This is a genomic window from Fibrisoma montanum (assembly GCF_003583365.1).
Lineage (GTDB): Bacteria > Bacteroidota > Bacteroidia > Cytophagales > Spirosomataceae > Fibrisoma > Fibrisoma montanum.
The window spans coordinates 327,522-352,247 of the sequence record NZ_QXED01000001.1; the positions used below are offsets into that span (position 1 = coordinate 327,522).

Annotated in this window: 12 protein-coding genes; 8 read left to right on the top strand and 4 right to left on the bottom strand. The window is 56.1% G+C overall.

Annotation, left to right across the window (positions count from 1 at the left end):
- Positions 1–157: 157 nt before the first annotated feature.
- Complete coding sequence (locus tag DYU11_RS01410; protein ID WP_119665856.1) at positions 158–1,564, top strand: vanadium-dependent haloperoxidase; 1,407 nt, start codon at positions 158–160, stop codon at positions 1,562–1,564.
- A gap of 97 nt (positions 1,565–1,661) precedes the next feature.
- On the opposite strand, the gene DYU11_RS01415 is transcribed toward DYU11_RS01410, so the two are convergent.
- Positions 1,662–3,554: an amidophosphoribosyltransferase gene (locus DYU11_RS01415; protein WP_119665857.1), complete on the bottom strand. Its 1,893-nt coding sequence runs from the start codon at positions 3,552–3,554 to the stop codon at positions 1,662–1,664.
- A gap of 445 nt (positions 3,555–3,999) precedes the next feature.
- Between DYU11_RS01415 and DYU11_RS01420 the strand changes: the two genes are divergently transcribed.
- The 3 genes from DYU11_RS01420 to DYU11_RS01430 all read left to right on the top strand — a co-directional run bounded on the left by DYU11_RS01420 (position 4,000) and on the right by DYU11_RS01430 (position 10,317).
- On the top strand, positions 4,000–5,991 hold the full coding sequence (locus tag DYU11_RS01420) for a TonB-dependent receptor plug domain-containing protein (RefSeq protein WP_119665858.1): 1,992 nt from the start codon (positions 4,000–4,002) through the stop codon (positions 5,989–5,991).
- 29 nt (positions 5,992–6,020) lie between these two features.
- Positions 6,021–6,518 (top strand): molybdopterin-dependent oxidoreductase, encoded by a 498-nt coding sequence (locus DYU11_RS01425; RefSeq protein WP_119665859.1) that lies wholly within the window; start codon positions 6,021–6,023, stop codon positions 6,516–6,518.
- A gap of 148 nt (positions 6,519–6,666) precedes the next feature.
- Positions 6,667–10,317: a M12 family metallo-peptidase gene (locus DYU11_RS01430; protein ID WP_119665860.1), complete on the top strand. Its 3,651-nt coding sequence runs from the start codon at positions 6,667–6,669 to the stop codon at positions 10,315–10,317.
- Positions 10,318–10,329: 12 nt separating this feature from the next.
- On the opposite strand, the gene DYU11_RS01435 is transcribed toward DYU11_RS01430, so the two are convergent.
- Together DYU11_RS01435 and DYU11_RS01440 are read right to left on the bottom strand one after the other, a co-directional pair.
- The gene (locus DYU11_RS01435) at positions 10,330–11,883 is read right to left on the bottom strand and encodes an NADH-quinone oxidoreductase subunit N (protein ID WP_119665861.1); all 1,554 of its coding nucleotides are present in this window, start codon (positions 11,881–11,883) and stop codon (positions 10,330–10,332) included.
- Positions 11,884–11,969: 86 nt separating this feature from the next.
- The gene (locus DYU11_RS01440) at positions 11,970–12,782 is read right to left on the bottom strand and encodes a TerC family protein (RefSeq protein WP_119665862.1); all 813 of its coding nucleotides are present in this window, start codon (positions 12,780–12,782) and stop codon (positions 11,970–11,972) included.
- A gap of 230 nt (positions 12,783–13,012) precedes the next feature.
- On the opposite strand from DYU11_RS01440, the gene DYU11_RS01445 reads away from it, so the two are divergent.
- On the top strand, positions 13,013–18,106 hold the full coding sequence (locus DYU11_RS01445; RefSeq protein ID WP_119665863.1) for a translocation/assembly module TamB domain-containing protein: 5,094 nt from the start codon (positions 13,013–13,015) through the stop codon (positions 18,104–18,106).
- Positions 18,106–20,484, top strand: a complete 2,379-nt coding sequence (tamL, locus tag DYU11_RS01450; protein ID WP_119665864.1) for a translocation and assembly module lipoprotein TamL — start codon at positions 18,106–18,108, stop codon at positions 20,482–20,484. Before DYU11_RS01445 ends, tamL begins: the two co-directional genes overlap by 1 nt.
- On the opposite strand, the gene DYU11_RS01455 is transcribed toward tamL, so the two are convergent.
- The gene (locus DYU11_RS01455; RefSeq protein WP_119665865.1) at positions 20,472–21,203 is read right to left on the bottom strand and encodes an arylesterase; all 732 of its coding nucleotides are present in this window, start codon (positions 21,201–21,203) and stop codon (positions 20,472–20,474) included. The two genes, tamL and DYU11_RS01455, sit on opposite strands and share 13 nt — an antisense overlap.
- A 138-nt stretch (positions 21,204–21,341) precedes the next feature.
- Here DYU11_RS01455 and DYU11_RS01460 point away from each other — a divergent pair, with 138 nt between their 5' ends.
- Both DYU11_RS01460 and DYU11_RS01465 read left to right on the top strand, forming a co-directional pair.
- On the top strand, positions 21,342–22,037 hold the full coding sequence (locus tag DYU11_RS01460) for an ABC transporter ATP-binding protein (RefSeq protein WP_119665866.1): 696 nt from the start codon (positions 21,342–21,344) through the stop codon (positions 22,035–22,037).
- A gap of 98 nt (positions 22,038–22,135) precedes the next feature.
- Complete coding sequence (locus tag DYU11_RS01465) at positions 22,136–24,637, top strand: ABC transporter permease (RefSeq protein WP_119665867.1); 2,502 nt, start codon at positions 22,136–22,138, stop codon at positions 24,635–24,637.
- Positions 24,638–24,726: the final 89 nt, after the last annotated feature.

Here is a 24,726-nt window from a genome sequence, read left to right on the forward strand (position 1 = left end):
GACTTAAATTATCGTGTTACCAGAGATGATTTGCTACAATTCCAGCCGAACAATGCTCAAGTTTACACTGATGCACTGGCAACGTTTTTGCTTAAACGATTTATTATAAATGATTTAGCAAGCGTGTTGTCGGCAGCTTCCTCAGACACCAGCAACTATGAAGCACAATTTACTTGATTTTTATTCTTCTCCAACATTGCCCGGCTCACGGAACCGCTTCGGGCAACTTGTCATCTGCCTGGCCCTGGTCGTTTTGCAGGCCTGTCGGACCCCGACAGACGAACCCCTTGCTCCTGATGCAACCGGCAAACCAGCCGACCAGTACAATGCCGAGGTAGCTTTAAAGTGGAGTTCTTTGCACTTACAGCTAGTGCGGTCTGCCGGCGGTTTCAGCCCTCCCGTTGCAGCCCGTACCTTTGGGTATGCAGGTCTGACTCTGTATGAATCGGTAGTACCCGGCATACCCACCCATCGGTCGCTGGCTGGTCAGCTTCAGCAGTTTACGTCGCTTCCTCAACCCGAAGCCAACCAACGGTACAACTGGGCACTTAGTGCCAATGCGGCACAGGCCAGTATCCTGAAAAGTCTTTTTGGCAATCTTAACGATGCCGGCAAAGCCCGGGTTGATTCGTTGGAAAACGCCTTGTTTGCGCAACTCAGGGAAACCGACGAAGCCATTAACGAACGCTCTATTGCATTCGGGCGGGCCATTGCCACGGCTATATTTGACTATTCAAAGACCGACGGCGGTCATGAAGGGTATAACCGGAACTTCCCGGCCGATTACGTAGTCCCCACTGGACCTGGCCTCTGGCAACCAACAGAAAACGGCCGTAAGATTCCTATGCAACCGTATTGGGGTAAGAATCGGACGTTCCTGAGCGCGGTTACAACCCTGACGATTCCGAGCCCGCTGCCGGTTTCGACCGACATCAAATCGCAGTATTTCGCGCAGTATCTGGAGGTCTATACCAAACACAAAACGTTAACCCAGGAGGAAAAAGAAATTGCAATCTGGTGGGCCGATGATCCCAGTGAAACCTTCACCCCACCGGGTCACTCCTACAACATTGCCCGTATTGTGGCTCAAAAAGCGAATGCTGATCTGGCTAAAACAGCCGAAACCCTCGCCCGCACAGGGCTTGCCGTTTCCGATGCCTTTGTAATGTGCTGGAAATGCAAGTTCAAGTTTAACAATGAGCGGCCTTATACGTACGTACGACGAGCGATTGATCCCAACTGGATGCCGTTCTGGCCGGCCCCGCCATTTCCGGGTTATTCGTCCGGACACGCTACCCAGTCAGCAGCAGCAGCGACTGTGATGACAGACCTTTATGGCGATCAGTTTTCGTTTACCGACGACTCACACGTAGGCCGCGTGCGCGACAACCTCCGCCAGGTTGACTTCAAGGCCAGATCGTATAAATCGTTCTGGGAAACGGCTGAAGAGTCGGCCTGGTCCCGCTTCCTGGGGGGTATTCATACCCGGCAGGACAACGATACGGGACTGAGGGAAGGCCGCAAAATTGGTCAGTTTATCAATGCCCTTCAGTGGAAGAAATAACGTAACAAAGTAGAAAAGGAAACGGCCGGAAAGGAGAAGATGAAGCGTTTAAGCTACCTCGATCTCCTTTCCGGCCGTTTCCTTTTCTATGTCAAATCTAATAAGCCCTTACCAGCTTACCTTCCATGAAGTTGACGAACGATTTGTTGACAACCAGATTTCCCCCCTGGGTCGGATAGTTACCCGTAAAATACCAGTCGCCACTGTGGTTAGGACAGGCACGGTGCAGGTTTTCAACGGTCTGATACACGACGGCCACATCGGCGTTCAGGTCGGCCGGTGTAATGATCTGGGCTACTTTCCGCGACAGTTCCTCGTGCGTAAACGGCTCGAATAGGGCTTTGACGTAGTTCTGCTGGGCCGCGTTTCCGGACTCAATAGCCGCTACGCATTGGGCATATACTTCGTCCATAATGTACTCCTGACCCCGCTCGCGGAGCAGTTCAAGAGCCGCCCGGAACGCTACAAACTCCTTTACCTTCGACATATCGATACCGTAGCAGTCGGGGAAGCGGATTTGCGGGGCTGATGAAACGATAATAATCTTCTTCGGTCCCAGGCGATCGAGCATCCGCAGGATACTCTTTTCGAGTGTAGTACCCCGCACGATAGAATCGTCGACTACCACAACGTTATCTTTACCTTTCTTGATGACCTCAAACGTAGTATCGTACACATGCGACACCATATCGTCGCGTTGGGCGTCGTCGGTGATAAACGTACGCAGCTTTACGTCTTTCGACACCAGCTTTTCAATACGTGGCCGGAAGGACAGCACACGGTCGAGATCCTGCTCGAACAGGATGCCTTCCATTATGGCTTTTTTCCGTTGTTTATAAAGGTACTCCTCCAGGCCCTCAACCATACCGAAGAATGCCGTTTCGGCGGTGTTGGGAATATATGAGAATACCGTATTCTCCAGGTCGTAGTTGATTTCCTCCAGAATCTGCGGCACCAGCAGGCGGCCCAGTTCTTTCCGTTCGTTGTAAATATCAGGATCCGTCGCCCGGGAGAAGTAAATGCGCTCGAAGCTGCACGACCGCTTTTCGATCGGCTGAATAAATTGATATTCGCCAAACTCACCGTATTTATCGATGATCAGTGCATGCCCGGGCTTCACCTCCTGAATTGCGCTGTAATCGGCGTTGAAAGCGGCTTTGATAGCCGGCTTTTCGGAAGCAACAACAACAATTTCGTCGTCGGCGTAATAATAGGCCGGACGAATACCGGCCGGGTCGCGGGCCACAAACGAGGCTCCGTAACCAGTCAGGCCAACCATGGCGTAGCCACCGTCGAAATCGCGGCACGAGCGGTGTAACACCCGCTGCAGGTCAATGTTGTCTTCAATAATATCGGACAGGTCCGGGTTCTCATAGATGCCTTTGAACCGGTCAAACACCCGCTGGTTCTCCTCGTCGAGGAAGTGGCCGATTTTTTCCATTACGGTTACGGTGTCCACTTTCTCTTTGGGGTGCTGGCCCAGCGAAACCAGTTTATCGAACAGCCCATCCACATTGGTCATATTGAAGTTGCCCGCCATGACCAGGTTACGACTCCGCCAGTTGCTCTGCCGCAGCATGGGGTGGCAGTTCTCGATCTCATTGGCGCCGTGGGTACCGTAACGCAGGTGACCCAGCCAGACTTCGCCCGTGAAGGCTACGTTCTCCTGGAGCCAGCGGGCGTCGCGGGCCTTGTCTTTGTTTCCCTTGATGGATTTGCGGAATTTTTTGTTGACCTTCTCGAAGATGTCCGTCACAGGACGTTGGTCAACGGAACGGTAGCGGCTGATGTAGCGGTGGCCGGGCGGAACGTCGATCTTGATGTTAGCAATACCAGCGCCATCCTGACCTCGGTTAACCTGCTTTTCCATGAGCAGGTACAGTTTGTTGGCCGCGTAGAGGGGCGTGCCATACTTGTCAATGTAATACTGAAACGGTTTTCGGAGCCGAATCAGGGCAATTCCGCATTCATGTTTGATGGCGTCGCTCATACCGCAGGCCGTTCGGAGACAGTGAGAACCGCTGCTGACGTACCAAACGCTGGTTCGCCGAAGCGGTTTGGTTTTAATTTGTTAACAAAATGGTAACGACGCCCGGGACTGTTTCGTTCAGCGGGGCGTTGAACAAAAGTAAGAAAAGATAGAGACAAGCACCGGCCGGCTTTACATTTTAATCCAACCCAAATTAACCCGACCGACCTGATCGGGTGCGTCTTCTCACGGTCTATCCGACCGGCTGTACTCATTTACAGTACGATCCGACCTGCCAGCCGGATTTCATATAAAGCCACCTGCTACGGCCTGAACACGGAGCCAGCCAGCCCTCAAAACTGATTGGCAACCCTTCTGCACCAGCAAAACACGGGTTTGCTTTGTAAGTTGATACGGGCGTTATATTTTCGCGAATATATCGCTTCCCAAAGCCCACCTTTCCCATATGACTGTACCATTCCGTGTCCTGCTTATCAGTTTGTTAGCACTCCCTCACGCTTTACTGGGTCAGCTGGTAGCTACGGACACCAGCCGGTTAACCAACCGCGTTTTTCAGTTAGGCGAGGTCACGGTCAGTGGCCAACGAAGCAGCGACTCGGTCAGCCGGGCAACGATCCGGCAGATCGAAGCCTTCAACCGGCCCGACGCAGCCCGGGCCCTCAGTCTGCTGCCCGGCGTAACGTTAGCGAGCGTAGGTGCCCGGAACGAATCGGTGGTGTTCATCCGGGGGTTCGATCTGCGGCAGGTGCCGGTATTCATCGATGGTGTTCCGGTATATGTGCCTTATGATGGTTACGTAGATCTGGCCCGCTTCACTACGTTCGATTTATCCGAAATTAACGTTTCCAAAGGGTTTACCTCTGTCGTCTATGGTCCTAATACGCTGGGCGGAGCCATCAACCTGGTTTCCCGCCGACCCCAGCAGCGACTGGAATTTGACGGCCGGGCGGGGTTGCTCAGCGGACGTGGTCATCGATTGAATCTGAACATCGGCTCCAATCTGGGCAAATTCTACGTTCAGGGTTCGGCTTCGCGGCTCAAGCAGGCGACCTTTCCTTTGTCGACTGATTTTACCCCCAGGCCCCTGGAAGACGGTGGCGATCGGGACAACGCCTTTCGGGACGATGTGAAATACACGCTGAAGGCTGGGTTTACGCCCAACGGTACGGATGAGTACGCCCTCAGCTACGTGAACCAGCAGGGTGCTAAAGGTACCCCGCCCTACGTGGGCAGTGATCCGCTGCAACGGGCCCGTTTCTGGCAGTGGCCGTACTGGGACAAGGAAAGCTGGTATTTCATTTCGCGGACGGCGTTGAGCGCCACGAGTTACGTGAAAGCGCGGTTGTACTACGACCGGTTCAAAAACCGCCTGGATGCCTACGACGATGCTACGTACACGACCCAACGGCGGCCTTCTTCCTTCCAGAGTTTTTACAACGACGACACGTACGGCGGTTCCGTCGAGTATGGCAACCGACTCAGCCGGTACCATACTCTGCGGGCATCGGTTCATTACAAACAGGATCGGCACCGCGAAAACAACGCCGGCGAACCCATCCGGACGTTTATCGACAACACCATGTCGATTGGGCTGGACGATGTGTTTACGCTGGGCAAAGGCTGGTCGCTGGTGCCGGGCATCAGCCTGAACACGCGGAATAACCTGCGGGCCGAAAACTATGACAGCAATACGAAGCGCGTTTCCGACTTTGCGGATAACGACAGCCAGGCCATCAACGGGCAGTTGGGCCTGTTCTACGCCCCAACCCAGTTCCGGCAGCTCAGTCTGACGGCCGCCCGCCAGACCCGCTTTGCTACCATCAAAGACCGGTATTCGTATCGACTGGGCGCGGCCATTCCCAATCCGGATCTGAGCGCCGAATCGGCCCTGCACTACGAACTGGCCTACAGCGACCGGATCGCCCGGCTTCTTCAGGTGCAGGTCAGTGTGTTCTACAGCCGGCTTACGGACGTTATTCAGCAGGTCAACAATGTACAGCCGGCTATTTTTCAGTTGCAGAATACCGGCGAAGCGGAGTTCTACGGGGCTGAGTTGTCGGTGAACGTACCGATTTCCACCGCTTTTCAAACCGGGGTTCAGTACAGCTACCTGAAGCGGCAGAACCTGAGCAACCCGACCATCCGGTTCATCGACGTACCCAACCACAAACTGTTTCTCTACGCTCAGGCGCAGCCCATTCGCCGGTTATCGCTGGTGGGCAGTCTCGACTACAACTCGGCCCGCTATAGCACCAGCTACGGCATTCGGGCTGCGGCTTATGCCCTCGTCAATTTGCGGGCTTCGGTGCAATTGATCCGATACGTAGCCATCGAAGGGGGCGTCAATAACCTGTTCGACCGAAACTACGCTCTGGTAGAAGGTTTTCCGGAAGCCGGTCGAAACTACTTCGTCAACCTGATCATCACTAAACGGTAACTCACTTTTACCCCACGTCCAATCCATCCATGACTAACCACCGCTTATTTACCCGCCTTTTTACCCTGCTTGTTCTGACCGGCGCAGCCGTTACGGTACGTGCGCAGGCCACGCTGACCGTTCAGGGCGAAGTTGACAAGCCCCTGACCTTACAGGCCACCGATCTGGCGGCCATGCCCCACGTCGACGTAACGGCCAAAGACCACGATGAAAAAAAGCACCGGTTTTCGGGCGTTCCGCTGGTCGAGGTACTGCGGCAGGCCGGGGTTACCCTTGGGGGCAAACTGCGGGGACCAAACCTGGGCAAGTACGTGCTGCTGACGGCGGCCGATGGCTACCAGGTTGTGTTTGCGCTGCCCGAACTGGACCCCGAGTTTACGGACCGTCAGATTCTGCTGGTCGATAAAATGGACGGCAAACCGCTCCCCACCGATGCAGGCCCGTTACGTGTGGTGGTTCCCGACGAGAAAAAACACGCCCGCTGGATTCGGCAGGTAACCGCAATTCGGGTGAACAAGGCCAACTAATTGACTTTACCGGAGATAAAACAGGATTGCCTTCTCCACTCCCTAAAAACAACTGCCTTCCAGTAAATTACCGAACCGTATCTATTGAGTTAGCCGATTGGCGGACGCAACTTTAGTTGGTGTTGCCGTTCTATCCAATTAGCTAATTATGAAGATATTATCGATTCTTAGTCTTGGTGTCATCCTCGTTCTGGTGGCCTGGTCGACAGCTGACGCGCAATCGGGTAGTCCTCGTTTCAGTTGCAAAACGGATGATACGCAGCTGACGCCGGCGATGATCCAACTCATGAAGGGATTGACGGTGGATACATCGTCGGCTCGTCGGCCGGCCGGACCACGTCAGGAAGTGTTTGTGGCAATTGACGTCGACAATGAATTATACCGACTGTTTGCCGGTGATGTTCCGGAAATCAAACGGTACGTTTACCAGACCATTGAGGCAGCGTCCGCCGTTTTTGAACGCGAATTAAATATCAGGCTAACGGTCAGCTATTTCCGCATCTGGGACACGGCCGACCCTTACACCAGGCGCGATGACCTGGGTCTGCACCTCGCCGATATGACCAAATGGTGGAAGCAGAATCTGGCCTCCGTACCCCGCAATTTTATTCTGGGCTACTCCGCCAAAGAGGATCCGCAGGCATCGGGCATTGCCTACCTCAACGGCACCAGTTTTTCGGAAGCGGCCGTGGTTGGGTACCACCAACCGGGCGTAACGGACCGGATCGTAACCATCATCCATGAGATCGGCCACGTAATGGGGTCGCCCCACACCAACAACTGCAACTGGCCGGGCGGTCCGATTGATTTCTGCGGTTCTGTTGAAGGGTCCTGCTACGCCGGGCCGGTCACTCCGCGTATCGGCACCGTGATGAGCACCTGCCAGACGGTCGGCAATGGCAAGCAGGAAGCAACGTTTAATCCCTTCTGCGTTGCGCTGATTCGGAAAAACTCGGATGTCGCCTTAGCCAGCCAGACCATCGGCCAGGCACCGGCCGTACCAACGGGTATTGCTGCCGTTGCGGCCCAGCGACCCGACCCATACCTCGAATGGGCCGTTACGCCGAAGGCGGAGCGGTATCGCTTTCAACTGGCTACATCGTCGTCGTTCGCAGACGGCGTCGTGACGGATACGCTGCTATCATTTCCGCTCGTTCAAATCAGCGACGTACCGAATCAGACCTATTTCTGGCGCGTCAAATCGATTAATTCGCTGGGCGAAAGTGCGTGGTCGGCCACGGCTCAACTGACCGTAACGGCTTCGCCAACGCTCCGGCCGCCCAGCCAACGGCTCCCCGTTGCCAACGCCCGCATGGTCCGGAACGCTACCGTGAACTGGTTTCCGGCCGAGGGCGCTGCCGGCTACGTAGTTCAGGCCAACTACAGCCCGACGTTTACAACGCCGGTTTACTCGAAAACGCTGGCAGCATCGGCAACCGGTCAGGATTTCGCGCAGGATAATTTTGCCACCTGCGCCAACTGTCAGATCTTCTGGCGGATCAAGAGCATCAACGCAGGCACGGAAAGCGCCTGGTCACCCGTTCGGTCGTTTGTAAAGGCCCCGCAGATAACGTCGGTCTGGCCCGCGGCCAACCGGGCAACGGCCGTGAAACACCAGTTGAGCATTCCTATTTCCTGGTTTGAAACCAGCGAAGAAGCCAGTACATCGACCGTGCAATTAGCTACCAGCCCTGATTTTACCAATCCGATTTTTACAAAAAACCTGACGTATAATCAACTGAACGAACCTTCGGTCCGAACGCATCTGGTCGTTATGGCCGACTCGCTGCAGCCGAATAAAATCTACTACGTCCGGATCAAGGTCAAAAACCTCAGTACGGGTTACGAAAGTACGTGGACAAACAGTTCGTTTCAGACCGGCCCCGACAACCGGCGGTGGGCGTACGTCAATCCGGCCAACACGGCGCTACCGATGACCGGACTGAACGATCTGGCGTTCGACGCTTCCGGCACGGCCTACCTTGCGTCGGAGCAGGGTCTGTACCGCAGCCCGAACGGACGACAATGGACCGCCGTACCCACAGACAACGTACCGCCAAACGTAGCGGCTATTGCAGTAAATCCTAAAAATCAGGCGTATCTGTTAGCCAATTCAAGTGTATACCGGCAGACGGGCAGCACCTGGGAACGAATCCCCAACCCCGCCGGCGCACCAACCTTGACGGGCAGATTACTGGTTGATGGCAACGGGGTTGTGTATGTCATAGCCAGCCGGGCGGTATACCGCTACAACGGTACCCAATGGGCCGCTTTCACCCAGCCAACCCTGCCAAATTCATCGATTGGGGATGCCGCGCTGGATGGCAACAACCACCTGTGGCTAACCTTCGGCCCCAAAATCGGCCTCGGCCATTTCGATGGAACGAAATGGGAAATCCTGACTACGCTGCCGATCGAAACACCCTACTGCGTCGCCGTCGACCGAACGGGCCAGAACGTAGTCGTTGGCGGGGTCAACGGACTAGCCCGGCTGAACCTGACCGACCAGAGCTGGACCCGGATTTTATCCAAAGAAATAACCGGCTTCGATAACCGCACATTTACCCAGGTCCGTTTCGATGTTAAAAACAATCCGGTCGTATTGTCGTCGGAGACTTTTTACTGGTTTGATGGGCAAAACTGGCTGACCGACAATTTCCTGAGCGCTGGTACCCAAAGCACCACCATGCGTGTCGGCCTCGATAACCGAATCTGGCTTCTGAACAACAGCCACGGCCTGAGCCAGTACGACACCCGTACAATCGTGCCGATAGTAGCCAAAACGAACTACTGTCCCGGCGATGCCATGCAGGTTACGTTCACCACTAATTTTACCCCTTCTACCGGTGTAAAATACCGGGCCGAGCTGTCGGACCCAACCGGCGTGCAGTTCGTTCCGGTGGTCAGCTCCGTCGAAAGCGGAACGGCCACCGTACGGATTCCGGCGTCTCAACCGAACGGCCCCCGCTATAAAGTCCGACTCGTTGCGGAGCAGGACGGTCTTAACATTTACGGCGATGAAAGCCTGAACTTTATCATTTACCCCATTCCGCGGGCGGGCGTTACGCCGGGACCAACGGCAGCCGTTTGCGCCGGGTCGTTGCTGACGCTCCAGGCCGATGCCGACATCGCGGCAACATTGCAATGGAGTAAGGATGGGACGGCAATTACCGGCGCCACAACGCAGAGCCTGACGGTCAATCAGGCGGGTAGTTATGCCGTTGCGGTGCTGCTGGACGGGTGCCGGGCTACCTCGCCCCCGGTGGCCGTTACGGTGAAAGAAGGGATCACGGCTACCATTACCCCGCAGGGACCAACGCGTGTGTACGTTCCCAATACGGTTGGTCTGGTGGCAAACGGCACCACCGGGTATGCGTACCAATGGTTCAGGGATGGGACGGCCGTGGCGGGGGCCACAAGTGTCAGTTTTGCCGCGCCACAATCGGGACAGTACAGTGTGCTGGTAACGGCTCCCAACGGTTGTACGGCCCTCGCTTCGGCCGTGCCGGTCACCATCGATATCGTGCTGGCGGTTGACCCGTCTGTGAGTAACCTCGGTAGCTGGTCGATAAGCCCCAATCCGGTAGACCGCACCTGTACCGTTACGTTTCCATCCGGTGTGACGGGTCCGGTTGTCCTGACGCTGGTGGATGCGACCGGCCGGGCTGTACACCAAAAGACGATACCGCCTGGCCAGCGAAAAGCAGACCTTAACGTAAGCGGGCTTCCGCCGGGAACGTACCTGCTGCGCGTCACGACCGATCAGACCGAAGTCCGGCAACGGCTGCTGAAGCAATAAACGAGAGGAAGTCTACCAGCCACTGATCAGTTGCAGCAGGTAGTCCGGCTTGAGAAAAAGAAGTATGATCGGAACGACGAGCCCCAGCGACAGCCAGACGGCAAGGCGGGGTAATGGCTGAACGGTGGCCGTCGATTCGGCGGCTCGCGGCCGGAAAAAAAGCAGGAACGGAATCTTCAGGTAGTAGACCAGGGAGATGATGGCGTTCAGGAGCCCCAGCACGAACAGGGCCAGCAGCCAGCTATTGCCTGACTGCTGCCAGGCGTCGTATAGAGCCGAAAAAGACAGGAGCTTAGCTGTAAACCCGACCGTTGGGGGCAGCCCCGTCAGGGCCAGCATGACCACCGTGAGCGCGACGGAAAGCAGCGGTTGAGAAGCTCCTAGGCCCGCATACTGGCTGATCGTCAGACTACCGCCGTTTTGCCGCGCCAGCAGGTCGATCAGAAAAAAGGCCGCCAGCGAAATGAACAGATACGTTCCGACGTAGAACGTAGCGGCTTCAAACCCGGTTTCGTTCAAGGCCACAACACCAACGAGCACGAACCCGGCCTGCGCGATGGTTGAGTACGCCAGCAGGCGTTTGGCATCGGTCTGCCAGAGCGCCGACAGGTTGCCCAGCACAATGCCGGCCAGCGCCAGGACAGCCAGGGGCGTCTGTAAGGCCAGCAGCGAGGCTCCACCGTCGGCCGGATCGATGGGTAAGGTCGTGGCAATACGCATGATTACCAGCAGCGCAGCGGCTTTCGGCCCGACCGAGAAGAACGCGGCCACGGGCACCGGCGCAGCCTGGTAGGCATCGGGCGTCCAGATATGAAACGGCACTCCCGACAGCTTGAACAGTAGCCCTGCCAGCGTCAGTAAACCCGCTACGGCAACTACGGCCGATTCGTTCTGGGACAACCCGACACCAAACGCGTCCGCGGTGATGTCGAGCGTACCGGTCATGCCGTACAGCAGAGACATGCCGTACAGCATCACGGCCGAGCTAACGGCTCCGAACAGCAGGTATTTAATGCCCCCCTCCGACGCGCTCCGGTCGGCGGTCAGGGCCGTCAGCAGATACGAGCAGATAGAGACCAGTTCAATGCTGAGGTAGATAGAGAGCAGGTTCACCGACATGGTCATCAGGAACAGGCCCAGCACCATAGCAACCAGGAGCGAATACCATTCGATAGGTAACCGTGTGGCCCTCACCTCCACCCCCTTCGTCTGCGTCAGAGGAGAGGTTGGGGGTGAAGTAAAGCCCTGTGACATCGACCATTCAAACCCCACCACCAGGGCGGCTCCCAGCGCTATCAGCACCTGAAAAAAAATGGCCTGGCTGTCGACAAAGAGCAACCGGAGAAACAGAAAACCACGCGTCGGCAGCAGCACTGCCCACCAACCGGCTACAACAATGGCCACAAGGCTCAGACCCGCCAGCCATTGACGCGCCCGACCGGCCGAATTATTACGAACCAGCAGTTCGGCAACTAATAGCCCGCAGAACGCAAAGGACAACCAAATGATTGGCCCAAAGCCCTTAAGGCTGCTTACTATATCCTGAAGTTGTTCGCTTAACGACAAAATGATAAGAATTATTCAAAGGGTCTGCCGGCAAAGATACAATCTGCCGGCAGACCCTTTACTAGCCAACGACCCGTTGCGGCCGATTATAAAATGCCGTCCTGCTGCGGCTGCCCTTCGTAGCCACGTAGCTGAACGGGCTCCTGCGTCTTGCGCAGTCGAATGTTCAGGAATTCGACGAGCAGCGAGAACGCAATGGCAAAATACAGATACCCTTTTGGTACGGATCCGATAGCCTGCTCAAAGAAAACCACTTCGGAGAGGTGCGCGCCTTCGGCAACCAGCATGAAGCCAATCATGATCAGGAAAGCCAGCCCCAGCATCTGAATGGTCGGGTGCTCGTTAACAAACCGCCCGACGGGACCGGCAAAGAACATCATAATCAGGACCGACAGGATCACGGCAATCATCATGACCGTAACGTTCTGCGTCAGGCCAATGGCCGTCAGGATGGAGTCAATCGAAAAAACGATGTTGGTGAGCGCGATCTGAGTCACTACGCTGGAAATCGTCGCTTTTCCTTTCGTGGCCGCTCCGGCTTCTTCGTCGGATACCCCTTCCAGTTTGTGGTGAATTTCGGACGTGGCCTTATAGAGCAGAAACAGCCCCCCGGCAAACAGAATCAGACTCTGGCCGGTGAAGGCCGCCTGAAACCAGCCGGCGTCGATGTGGGTGAAAGGCTTGCTGAGCGAAATAACGAAGGAGATAGCCAGCAGAAGCGCTAACCGGAACGCCATGGCCAGAATCAACCCGATGTTCCGGGCTTTTGCCTGATCCTGTCGCGCCAGTTTGTTGGCAGCAATGGAAATGAAGATGATGTTGTCGATACCCAGAACAATCTCCAGAAAGGTCAGGGTAAGAAGGCTGATAATGGATTGGGCAGTAAAAAGCTCGCTCATAGTTGCTTAAATGATGGGCCGAAATTACCGGCTTCGGGAGATGTCTGCAACTGATTGTGCAAGAAAGAACCCACGAATGGACGAAAGGTTCGCCTGTGGCCTGAATGGTGAGTATGCGGAAAGGAACCGCTTTCCAGTAACATATTGCCGGCAAACTGCGTTATGATGGGAGATTTACCTCAACACTCGACGCATTTCCGGTTCATTGCCGGCCGGAGTACTACACGAACGTGAACAAGACGCTTGTCCGCATCCTGATTGGTCTGCTCGCCCTCATCCTGCTGGTTGTGGGCTTTGTGGCGTTGGTGGCCACAACCCCCTGGGGGCAGCGCTTCGTAACCAATCAGGTCAATAATTACCTGGCTAAGAAGATTCAGTCGCCTTTCCGGATTGGGCGGATAACGTACCACATCCCCGATTGGATTGAGCTTCAGGACGTCTATTTCCAGACCCCCAAAGGCGATACGCTCCTGTCGGGCGGCAGCATGCGGATAGACCTGGATATGTGGGGACTGCTGAACAACCGCATCGAACTGAACCAGATAGCCCTCGAACGTATTCGCCTGAACGTATACCGGACTCTGCCCGATACCACCTTCAATTTTCAATACATCATTGATGCGTTTGATACCGGCCCGACCGATTCGACAACGGTACGCGATACGGCCGCGGCTCCGCTGGCCATCAACGTATCGGACATTCTGCTCAAAGATGTCCGGATCCGGTATCGCGACGATGTGGTCGGGGCCGACGTAAACGCATACGTCGACAGCCTCATGGCCTCGTTCAACGAAACGGACGTCAGCCGCTCACGGTATCATCTGGCCAGCGTAGCCGTCGACGGCCTCAATGCGTACACACGGCTTTATGAGGGACTACCGACACCCGACACGCCCGATTCCGACCCGTCTGATACGCTCGATATTGGTCTTGGCAAATGGCAGGTCAGCCGGGCCAAGTGGGATGTGCGCGTCGAAACCGCCGATTTCCGGACGAAGGGCAGTATTGGCCGGCTGTCAATGGAATCGGATTATTTTTACCTGAACGGCGCCAAAGTCGGCATCCGGTCCCTGGATCTGGCCGACGCTGATATTGCGGCCGTTCTGACCAAAACAACCCGCAAGCCCGCTTCCACTACGTCGGCCACCAACGCATCCACGCCGGGCGAATCCACGCCGGGCTGGCAGGCGAAGCTGGGAACCGTTCGCTTTGCCAACAACCGGCTGCGTTTCGACGACGAAAATGCGCCCCGGCAACCAACGGGTCTTGATTATGGCCACCTGGACCTGCAAAACCTGGGAATTAACGGTCGTTTTCTGGTGTACCAGGACCTCGGTGCGGCCGGCCAGCGGATCAGCGGGCAAATCCGCAACGGTCGCTTCCGGTCGTCGAGCGGGTTTGTACTGCAAAACCTGGGTGCCGATGTATCCTATACCGATAAAACCACTTCGCTCACCCGGCTGATCGTTGAGACGCCCCAAACGGTGCTGCGCGATCAACTCGTGCTGCGCTATGATTCGCTGGCTCAGTTGAGCGATCCGCGGTTCGCCAGTCGCGTCAGTGTCCGGCTCAACCTCCAGCAAAGTCAACTGGCCGTAAGTGACATTTTGCAACTGGCACCGTTTCTGGCCGATACGCCCCCTTTCGCGGGCAATCGTGGTGCGATCATCCGGGCCAATGCCCAGGCAACCGGTACGCTGGCGTCGCTGTACATTCCGCGCTTTGACCTGAGCATGCTGGCCGGAACGCGGATTCGTGCCCGTGGCCGGCTTACCAACGTCACCGACCCGAACCGGCTGGGACTCGATATTGAGATTGTGGAAGCCACCACCCGCACGACCGACATCAACCAGCTTGCGCCCAAAGGGGCTATTCCATCCTCTGTTTCGCTGCCGCCCCAACTGCTGCTGACCGGTCGGCTGAACGGCGAACTGAATAATCTGACGCTGGATGCCAGTCTGCAAACGCCCTGGGGCCAGGCGGGTTTTGACGGCAGACTAGCGGGTTTTGTCACCGGCACCAATCAGTCGTATGCCGGTACGCTGGATCTGCAAAACTTTGAGGTAGGCCGCTGGACAAACCAGACCGCTACGGTAGGATCGGTAACGGGCCGCGCAACCGTCGACGGCACGGGAATCGACGTCAATACGCTCACCACCAATTTCAACCTGAACATTCAGTCGGCCGAACTAAACGGATACCGCTACCAGAACCTCGACGCAGTCGGTCGGTTAACCAACGGTAACCTGACGGTAGAGGGTGGCCTGAATGATCCGAACGCCAAAGTCCGGCTCAATACGCAGGTCGGCCTGAAGGGCGAATATCCCAGTGTAGCCGGCGAAGTAGCCATTCAGGAACTGAATTTACAGCAGCTCAAGCTTTACGACGATCCATTATCCCTACAGGGGCGGTTACTCCTGAATTTAAGTTCAACCAATCCGACCAAACCCGTTGGTACAGTATCGGCCGGCGATGCCGTCGTTACACTGCAGGGGAAAAGTTATCCGGTCGATTCCCTCTACGCCCGGTTCACGGCCGATAGCCTGACCAAAGGGGTAGTGGCCACGATACCCGGGGCCCGAATCCGGCTGAACGGCCAGTTTGAATACGCGCAATTGTACGACATCATTGCGGGCGAAATCAGCCAGTACATCGCCGTACCGGCCCTGACCTACACCCGGATTCCGCCCCCGCATGACCTTACCATTGGCCTGACTGCCTATCAGAATCCGTTGCTGCGTGCGTTTGTGCCGGCTCTGACCCGGCTGGACACCGTCCGGTTGACCGCCTATCTGGACAGCAATCAGGATACTACGTTTTCGGCCACACTCCGAACCGGCGTCATTGAATACGACACGACCGTCGTGAATGGCGTAAACCTGGCACTTCGGGGCAGCGGCAATCAACTTCGGGTGAACGGCCAGATCAATAGCATACAGGTGAGCGGCTTAAATCTTCGGGAAACCGACCTGACCGGTACGGCCGCCAACAACCAGCTGCGGTTTGCGGTCGTCAACAAAGATTCGGCCGGCCGGGATCGGCATGGCCTCGCCGGAGAGCTAAGTATTATTGACAGCACCAACTACCGGCTGCAACTCGCCCGACGGGGGCTGCTTACGAACTATCAGCAGTGGACCATCGATACCAGCGGCTACCTCCAGTACGGCGACGATGGCCTACGAATCAGCAATTTCCGGATTGAGGACGGTGAGCAGTTTCTGGAATTGAGCAATACCGAGTCCTACGGCAATGCCCCCATCCGGGTAACGGCCCACCGCATCGAACTGGCCAACCTGGCCCGGCTTGCCGAACAGGACACGACCCTGGCCAGTGGTGAACTCAACGGGACCGTGGTGGTGCGGGATTATATTGGCGAAGACAACAACCTCGCCTTTATCGGGTCGATCTACGTCGACAGTCTGCAGGCCGTTGGGCAACCCATCGGTAACCTGACCGCCCGGTTCCGCAACACCAGCGAAGGCCGGATCGACGTGAATACCGTCCTGGCGGGTCCGTATAACGATGCTACTATAACGGGCTACTACAACCCGGAAAACGCTCGTGAAGCGCTGAATCTGGCGATTAATCTACAGCGGCTGGACGCCCGAACCATTGAAGCCTTCAGCTTTGGCGAGCTGCGACAGGCCCGGGGTAAGCTGACTGGCCAGTTCACCGTAGCGGGGGCTACCGACAATCCGCAACTTGACGGCAGCGTGGCCTTCGACTCGGTGGCGTTCAACATCAAGCAATTGAACGCGACCTACCGCATCGATCAGGAAAAACTGACGTTCAGCGGCCAGACCATCACGCTGAACGACTTCAACATACGCGATACGCTTGGCCGGACCCTGACAACGGATGGTACGGTCACGCTCAAAAACCTGCCCGACGTCGCTTATAACCTGCGCGTTCGGGCCGACCGATTCCAGGTACTGAATGCGTCCCGCAAAGACAACGATTACGCCTACGGCAATGCGTCCGTCAGCGCGGATGTGCGCATCCGGGGTTCGGGTACGACGCCCGCCATTACGGGTACGATCCGGCTCGAAGATGGCAGTGAGGTATCGGTTGTACTGCCCGACGAAAGTATGGACGTGAGCGAATCCCGTCAGATCGTTACGTTCATTGATCATAGTGATTCGCTCACGCTGAGTAAATACCTGATTCGCGCCAAGCAGGATACCATCTCGCCCCGACTGACATTCGAGCAGTTGAGCAACGCCAACATTTCGCTCAACCTGGAAGCCACCGATAAGTCGGAACTGACCATTGTCATCGATGAACTGAACGGCGATAACCTGCGGGCACGGGGCAACGCCCGGCTCAACGTAGGGATCAATGCCGCCGGGCAGATTACCGTATTGGGCCGCTACGACGTAACGGAGGGTGAATATTCACTGACGTATGAAGTGCTGAAACGCCAGTTCGAGATTCAGAAAGGGAGCTACATCCAGTTTACGGGCGATCCGCTCAAGGCCGACGTTAACATTACGGCTATCTATCAGGTGTCAACGGCTCCTTCCGATCTCATTGGCAGCGAATCGACCACTACGGGGACCAATACCCAGCGGAAACTGCCGTTCAATGTAGTGCTGACCATCAGCGACAACATCACCACGCCGAAGCTGAACTTCGACATCCGGCTGGCGGGCAACAACACCAGCAGCGACGCCAGCGCAAACAGTCCGTTGGGCACGGCCATCGAAAACAAGTTGAAAACACTACGGCAGGACGAGTCACAGATTAACAAACAGGTTTTTGCCTTGCTGATTCTGAGCCGGTTCCTGCCTGAAAACGTATCGGACTTTTTCTCTGGTTCCGGCACCGGCGGTGGCCTGGGTACGCAGGCCGAAGGCCTGGCCCGCAATAGCGTCAGCAAGCTCCTGTCCGATCAGTTGGGGCGCTTTGCCTCGGGTATTCTCAAGGGGTTTGACGTCGACTTCAACCTGCTATCGCAGACCGGAGCCGCTAATACCGGCGGCAGAACCAACGGCGCTCGTACGGATCTGAATGTCGGGCTGTCACGGAGCTTCCTGGAAGGGCGCCTGACCGTTACGGTTGGCCGGAATTTTGTGTTGGAAAACCAGGCCGGCAGCGCCACCCGCAATCCCAACGAGGTATTCGACAACGTATCGGTGAACTATAACCTCAGCCGCGACGGGCGATACGTACTCCGGGGTTACCGGCGCAATGATTACCAGGCCGTATTGGATGGATATGTGATCGAGACGGGCGTCGGTTTCGTCATTACGGTCGATTACGACGTCCTGAGCGACATTTTTAAACGGTCGCCCGGCGCAACGACACTCAACAATGTAAACTGATGCATACTGAGCTTCTTTACAAAATACAGTATGGCACCACACGGTCGCTGCTAAAAGCAGCCTTTGGATTGCTGCTGGGTATGTACTGCCTGTCCGGCTGTAACGTTGCCAAACGCCTGCCCGCCAACGAACGGCTGTATATGGGCACCGATTTCAAGATCAATGCCGATTCCACCGTATCGGGCGATGAGGTCAGCACGATTGAAGATCAGTTGGCTACGCTGGCGCGGCCAAAACCCAACGCTCAATTATTCGGGTTTCCCTACAAGGTTGCGCTCTATTACTGGATTGGTGAACCTAAAAAAGAAAACGGTTTCCGGGCGTGGTTCCGGCGTAAACTTGGAGCCCCTCCTGTTTTTGCCAGTTCAAAAGCGCTCGGTTCCAACTCGACTATTTTTGCTGCTACGCTCGAAAACCAGGGCTACTTCGGCTCAACGGCCAGCGGTACCTTGCAGGAAGAGGGCTACAAAGCCCGGGCTCTGTACCAGGTCAATGTAGCGCCCCGGTATTACATCGATTCGGTTGGGTTTCTGGTCGACTCAACACCTGTTCGGAAAGCGTTGCGGGCGTCCTCAAACCGGACTGTCATAAAAAAAGGGCAACCCTACAATTTTGATAATATCAAGCTCGAACGCGAACGCATTAGCCAGGCCCTTAAGCAACGGGGATACTACTACTTTCAGCCGGACTTTATTGCCGTGCTGGCCGACAACGACACGGCCCGGCACCAGACTGATCTGTATTTTGCTGTGAAGCCCGAAATTCCAGAGGCCGCCCAGCAACCCTACTACATCCGGAATGTGTACATCTACCCAAACTATAGCCTGAGTACATTACGGGCCGACACAAACCGCGCGGAAGCCTACCAGACCAACGAGCGCTTCAACGTTGTAGATTCATCGCGAAACTATGATCCGCGATTATTCCGTAGCGTGGTGGCTGTGCGGCCAGGACGCCTGTATAACAGTCGGGCGCAGGACCTGACCCTTTCACGGTTTATCAACCTCGGTACGTTTAAATTTGTCCGCAACCGCTTCGCACCGGTGCAGCAGGGCGATACGTCGATGCTTGACGTTCACTATTACCTGACACCCGCCCCGGAAAAATCCATACGACTGGAGTTAGCCGCAACATCGCGTTCCAACAACTTCAACGGTACTGGCTTAACGGGTACCTGGCAGCATCGAAATTTCTTTAAACGTGCTGAACAGCTTACAATCAATGCCAACGCTGGTATTGAATTTCAGGTTAATTCAGGTGGACGTGGTTTAACTAACTACCGCTATGGAGCTGATGCCATCTTAAGCTTTCCGCGACTTGTTAATCCCTTAATTCGATTCCGATATGACCGACGTCAGATTCTTCCCAAAACAAATCTGACCCTCGGGTATGAGAAGGTAATTCGGGGTAATCTCTACAACCTGAGTTCTTTCCGTACTTCTTTTGGCTATGCGTGGCGTCAGAACCAGCAGGTTGAGCACTCCTTCTCGCCATTCAATGTCACTTATACAAGGCCATCTAATATTAGCCTGGCCTTTATTGACTCAGCCATTAACAATTCGCTTGTATTCAGCCAGTTAGTAAATATCAGGCGTTCGGAGCAATTAATTCTGAGCACACTATACACGTTCAACTTCAACTCACCGGTACGTACCAATCGACCAACTACGTTCCGGTTGACTACCAACGCCGAAATTTCGGGTAATGTCGCCAATCTACTGTTCAATCGCCGAAACGAGGAAGGCGATAAGGTCATTTTTGATGTTCCGTTCGCACAATACGCCCGGCTTGACGCTGATGCCCGCGTTTATCGTCGGCTTGGCTCGAATCTGACCTGGGCCAATCGCATTTTTGCCGGGCTCGGCATTACCTACGGTAACTCAGAAGCCCTGCCGCTCCCCCTGGTCAGGCAGTATTTTGTAGGCGGCAGCAACAGCATACGTGCGTTCAGACCAAGAGCCATCGGACCGGGTCTCTACACGCGCGATACCATTCGCAACATTCCATTATATCAGGATGGCGGGGGCGACATCCGGCTGGAAGCCAACACGGAACTACGGCTCAAACTCAATCAATACATTGAGCTGGCTACGTTCGTCGATGCCGGTAATGTATGGTCGTATTCCGACATTGGAACCTTCGGTCCGGAAGCAAAATTTCCCGGCTGGAATTTTGCTGACCAACTCGCCGTAGGTACCGGAGTTGGCCTGCGCATCGACCTGTCCTACTTCCTGCTGCGTTTCGACCTGGCAACCCCTCTGCGCAAACCGTATGAAGTGGACGGCAGCAAGTGGGTCATTGACCAGATCAACTTCCGCGACCGCAACTGGCGTCAGGAAAATCTGGTGTTCAACATTGGTGTGGGCTATCCATTCTGACGGGATTCCAGCACCGGGCGCAGTACTTGCCAGACCGTATTGGCGACAATCTTGTGGCCGGTGGGCGTCGGGTGGATACCGTCGGGCAGGTTCAGTTTCGGGATGCCGCCTACGCCTTCGAGCAGAAACGGAATCAGAATGGCATCGTTCTTCGTCGCTAATTCCTTGAACAGATCGCGAAACTCGCGGGTGTAGTCGGTGCCCATATTCGGCGGAATCTGCATCCCGGCCAGCACGATCGTAGCCTCAGGGCTTTTTCGGCGGACCGTATCCATAATGGCCTGTAGGTTCTTACGGGTCGAAGCCAGGGGCAAACCACGCAGGCCGTCGTTGCCGCCCAGTTCCAGCACAAACACATCGACCGGCTGACGCAGTACCCAACTGATCCGGCTGAGGCCACCGGCCGTCGTTTCGCCACTAAGGCCGGCATTGACGACGTCGTAGTCCAGACCGGCCGAGTCGATTTTCTGCTCTACCAGAGCCGGAAACGCCTGCGATGGCTCAACGCCGTAGCCGGCCGTGAGGCTATTGCCATAGAAAATAATCGTCTTTTTCTTACCGGCCGTTGCACCCGGCTTTTCGGCGGTTGAACTGGTGGTGCCTGTGCCTTTCTGCGATTGATTCGACTGGTCGGATGAGCCACAGGCCCAAACCGTTAGGAGCAGCATCCAGCCGCTTATCACAGAATACAGCGTTTGTGACGTTAGCGAGAACTTCATTGGTTATCTGTCAGTTTGTTCTTAAACGCGGAGTAAACCGGGATCATACAGAGGCCGCTGAGAAAATTCTGTTTTACGCTGCGTAATCTCTGTATCTCTGCGTTTAAACGTAAAGTAGTATCTACTGAATTTTGTTCCATGAGCATCCTGCGCGTCGAAAATCTGAGCAAGACCTACCAAAGCCGAGGCCGTAGCCTCACTGTGTTGGATAACGTGAGTTTTACACTGCAACCGGGCGATACGTTCGCCATCGTTGGCCCGTCGGGAAGCGGCAAAACAACCCTGCTGGGCCTGTGCGCCGGGCTGGACCGGGCCTCGTCGGGTAGCGTCTACCTGAACGAAATCCAGCTGGACAACCTGAGCGAAGACCAGCGGGCGGCTGTCCGTAACCAGTACGTCGGTTTTATTTTTCAGAACTTCCAGTTGCTGCCGACACTGACGGCCCTCGAAAACGTAATGGTGCCGCTCGAACTGCGGGGCGAAAAAGGCGCGGCCCGCACGGCACAGGAACTGCTGGAACGGGTTGGCCTGGGGCAGCGTGGCCACCACTACCCGACTCAGCTCTCGGGCGGTGAACAGCAGCGGGTATCGCTGGCGCGGGCCTTTGCCAACCGACCTAAACTCCTTTTCGCCGACGAACCCACCGGAAACCTCGATACCGATACCAGTGCGACCGTAGTGGACCTGCTGTTCGAACTCAACCGCGAAGCCGGTACTACACTCGTGCTTGTTACGCACGACCTCGAACTGGCGTCGCGTACGCAGCGCGTCATCCGCATCAAAGGCGGTACGGTCATTTCGGACTCCAGGCCGGAGCAGGTAACGGTTGGCTGATAACACGAACTACAAATACCATGACTTCATACACCACCAGTACTCAGGACAGGCCATTGGTCAAAGCGCCTAAAACCGACCCGAACTGGCTTTGGCGGATGGCCTGGCGCGACAGTCGCCGGAGTCGGCAGCGGCTGTTTCTGTTCATGTCCGCTATCGTGCTGGGCATTGCAGCCCTCGTGGCGATCAATTCGTTCGGCGATAACCTTGCCCGGAGCATCGACGAGCAGTCGCGCGAATTGCTCGGTGCCGACCTGACGCTTTCATGGAACCGCCCTCCTTCAAAAAAAACGCAGCAGTTTCTCCGAACCATCGGACAGGACCGCACCTATGAAGTATCGTTTCCGTCGCTCGTATCGATCCCGCGCACGGGTGGCATTCGGCTGGCGCAGGTCAAAGGGCTGACGGGCAACTTCCCCTATTACGGCGACTGGGAGGTAACGCCCGCTGCCGGCATTCAGGCCTTCCGCAAATCCGGCGAGCGCGTGGCCCTGGTCGATGATGCCCTGCTGGTGCAGCTCGGCGCACAGCCCGGCGACTCCGTGAAGGTTGGTAACCTGTCGTTCCGCATTGCGGGTCGGGTTATGAAAACTCCGGGACAGGCCGCCATTGCGTCGACCGTAGCCCCGACGGTTTTTATCCCCAATACGTTCATGAACCAGACCGGTCTGCTGCAGCGCGGCAGCCGGGTCAACTACCGATATTATTACCAGTTTTCGCCCGGCACCGACGTTAGCGCCTACGTCAAAACCATCACGGCCCGGCTGGATAAAGAAGGCATTAACTACGACACCATTGCCGAACGCAAACGCCAGACCGGGCGCGCCTTTGCCGACCTCACCCAATACCTTAGTCTAGTGGCTTTTGTAGCGCTGCTGCTGGGTTGCGTAGGCGTAGCCAGCGCGGTACAGTTGTACGTTAAGGAAAAAATTGCGTCGGTGGCTATTCTGCGTACCCTGGGAGCCAGCGGGCGGCAGGGGTTACAGATCTACCTGATTCAAACGGCGCTGATGGGTCTGATCGGGGCCGTTATCGGAGCCGTGGTTGGGTCGGTGGTTCAGCTGGTGCTGCCCCAGGTATTCGGTAATTTTCTGCCGGTCGCGGTCGATACGGTTGTGTCGTGGTCGGCGGTACTGGCGGGCGTCGGTACGGGTCTGCTGATTTCGGTGCTGTTTGCACTGCTCCCCCTGCTGGCTATCCGCAACGTATCGCCCCTGCGTACGCTGCGTACCTCCTACGAAGATGACCTGAGTGGCCGCGATCCGCTGCGCTGGCTGGTGTACGGACTGATTCTGCTGTTCATCGCTGGTTTTTCGTATCTGCAAACCCAGGAATGGAAGCTCGCCATTGGGTTTACGGTCGGCCTGGCGGTTGCGTTCGGCGTCCTGACCGCGCTCGGCCTGGCCCTGATCTGGCTGGTCCGGCGTTTCTTCCCCGCATCGTGGAGCTACGTCTGGCGGCAGAGTCTGGCGAATCTGTACCGGCCTAACAACCAAACCATCATCCTGGTCACGGCTATCGGTCTGGGGGCTTTCCTGATCGCTACGTTGTCGTTAACGCAGGGACTTTTGCTCAGCCGCGTTGAGCTATCGGCCAGCGGCAACCAGCCCAACATGGTCCTGTTCGATATTCAGAATGAGCAGCTGGCCGGCGTCAAGTCGCTGGTGAAGCAGCAAAAACTACCGGTGCTGCAACAGGTGCCGGTCGTGACCATGCGCCTGAATGACATTAATGGCCGTACGGCCGAAACGGTACGAAAAGACACGTCGATCAAAATTCCGGACTGGGCGTTCAGCCGCGAGTACCGGGTCACGTACCGCGATACGCTCATCAGTTCGGAGAAGCTTGGTTCAGGCAAAGCGCCTTCTCAGAGCAACGGTGCCGTGTACATTTCGCTTGAAAAACCTTACTTCGACCGTCTGAAACTGAAACTGGGCGATACGCTCAACTTCAACGTTCAGGGCGCTCCGATTCAAACGATTGTAGGCGGTACCCGCGAGGTAGACTGGAACCGTGTTCAGCCCAACTTCCTGGTGGTTTTCCCGGCGGGAGTTCTGGAGCAGGCTCCTCAGTTCCACGTGGTTATGACCCGCGTCCCGAACAACGAAACGTCGGCCGCGCTGCAACGGGGGCTGGTCGCTCAGTTTCCGAACGTATCGGCCATCGACCTCGGTCTGGTGTTGAAAACAATCGACGAGATTCTGGACCAGATTTCGTTTGTGATCCGGTTCATGGCCCTGTTCAGCATCCTGACCGGCCTGCTGGTGCTGGGCAGTTCGGTGGTAATCAGCAAGTACCAGCGGTTGCGTGAGAGTGTGCTGCTCCGTACGCTGGGCGCCAACCGCAACCAGATTCTGCTCATTACGGCCCTCGAATATGGCCTGCTGGGTCTGCTGGCCGCACTTTCCGGCATCCTGCTGTCGCTGTTCGGTACCTGGGCGCTGGCGCAGTACGTTTTTGAGGTTCCCTTCCGCCCGACCGCCCTGCCGCTCGTTCTTGTTGCCGGGGTCGTTACGTTGCTGACGGTTGCGATCGGCGTATTCAACAGCCGCGATGTGCTGGTTCGCCCACCGCTGGACGTACTGCGCAGCGAGGGGTAAACCGTTACGAATTCGCCGTGCGCAGGTCATGCAAATGCTGAAAGGCAATTGTGTGGCCTGCGCACGGCGTTTTTAGTGGTATTGTCCGG

What these genes read in the sequence shown, in the direction of transcription:
- DYU11_RS01415 (WP_119665857.1), bottom strand. Translation starts at nt 3,554, where the DNA reads ATGAGCGACGCCATCAAACATGAATGCGGAATTGCCCTGATTCGGCTC.
- tamL (WP_119665864.1), top strand. Translation starts at nt 18,106, where the DNA reads ATGCATACTGAGCTTCTTTACAAAATACAGTATGGCACCACACGGTCG.
- DYU11_RS01455 (WP_119665865.1), bottom strand. Translation starts at nt 21,203, where the DNA reads ATGAAGTTCTCGCTAACGTCACAAACGCTGTATTCTGTGATAAGCGGC.
- DYU11_RS01440 (WP_119665862.1), bottom strand. Translation starts at nt 12,782, where the DNA reads ATGAGCGAGCTTTTTACTGCCCAATCCATTATCAGCCTTCTTACCCTG.
- DYU11_RS01430 (WP_119665860.1), top strand. Translation starts at nt 6,667, where the DNA reads ATGAAGATATTATCGATTCTTAGTCTTGGTGTCATCCTCGTTCTGGTG.
- DYU11_RS01460 (WP_119665866.1), top strand. Translation starts at nt 21,342, where the DNA reads ATGAGCATCCTGCGCGTCGAAAATCTGAGCAAGACCTACCAAAGCCGA.
- DYU11_RS01465 (WP_119665867.1), top strand. Translation starts at nt 22,136, where the DNA reads ATGGCCTGGCGCGACAGTCGCCGGAGTCGGCAGCGGCTGTTTCTGTTC.
- DYU11_RS01425 (WP_119665859.1), top strand. Translation starts at nt 6,021, where the DNA reads ATGACTAACCACCGCTTATTTACCCGCCTTTTTACCCTGCTTGTTCTG.
- DYU11_RS01420 (WP_119665858.1), top strand. Translation starts at nt 4,000, where the DNA reads ATGACTGTACCATTCCGTGTCCTGCTTATCAGTTTGTTAGCACTCCCT.
- DYU11_RS01410 (WP_119665856.1), top strand. Translation starts at nt 158, where the DNA reads ATGAAGCACAATTTACTTGATTTTTATTCTTCTCCAACATTGCCCGGC.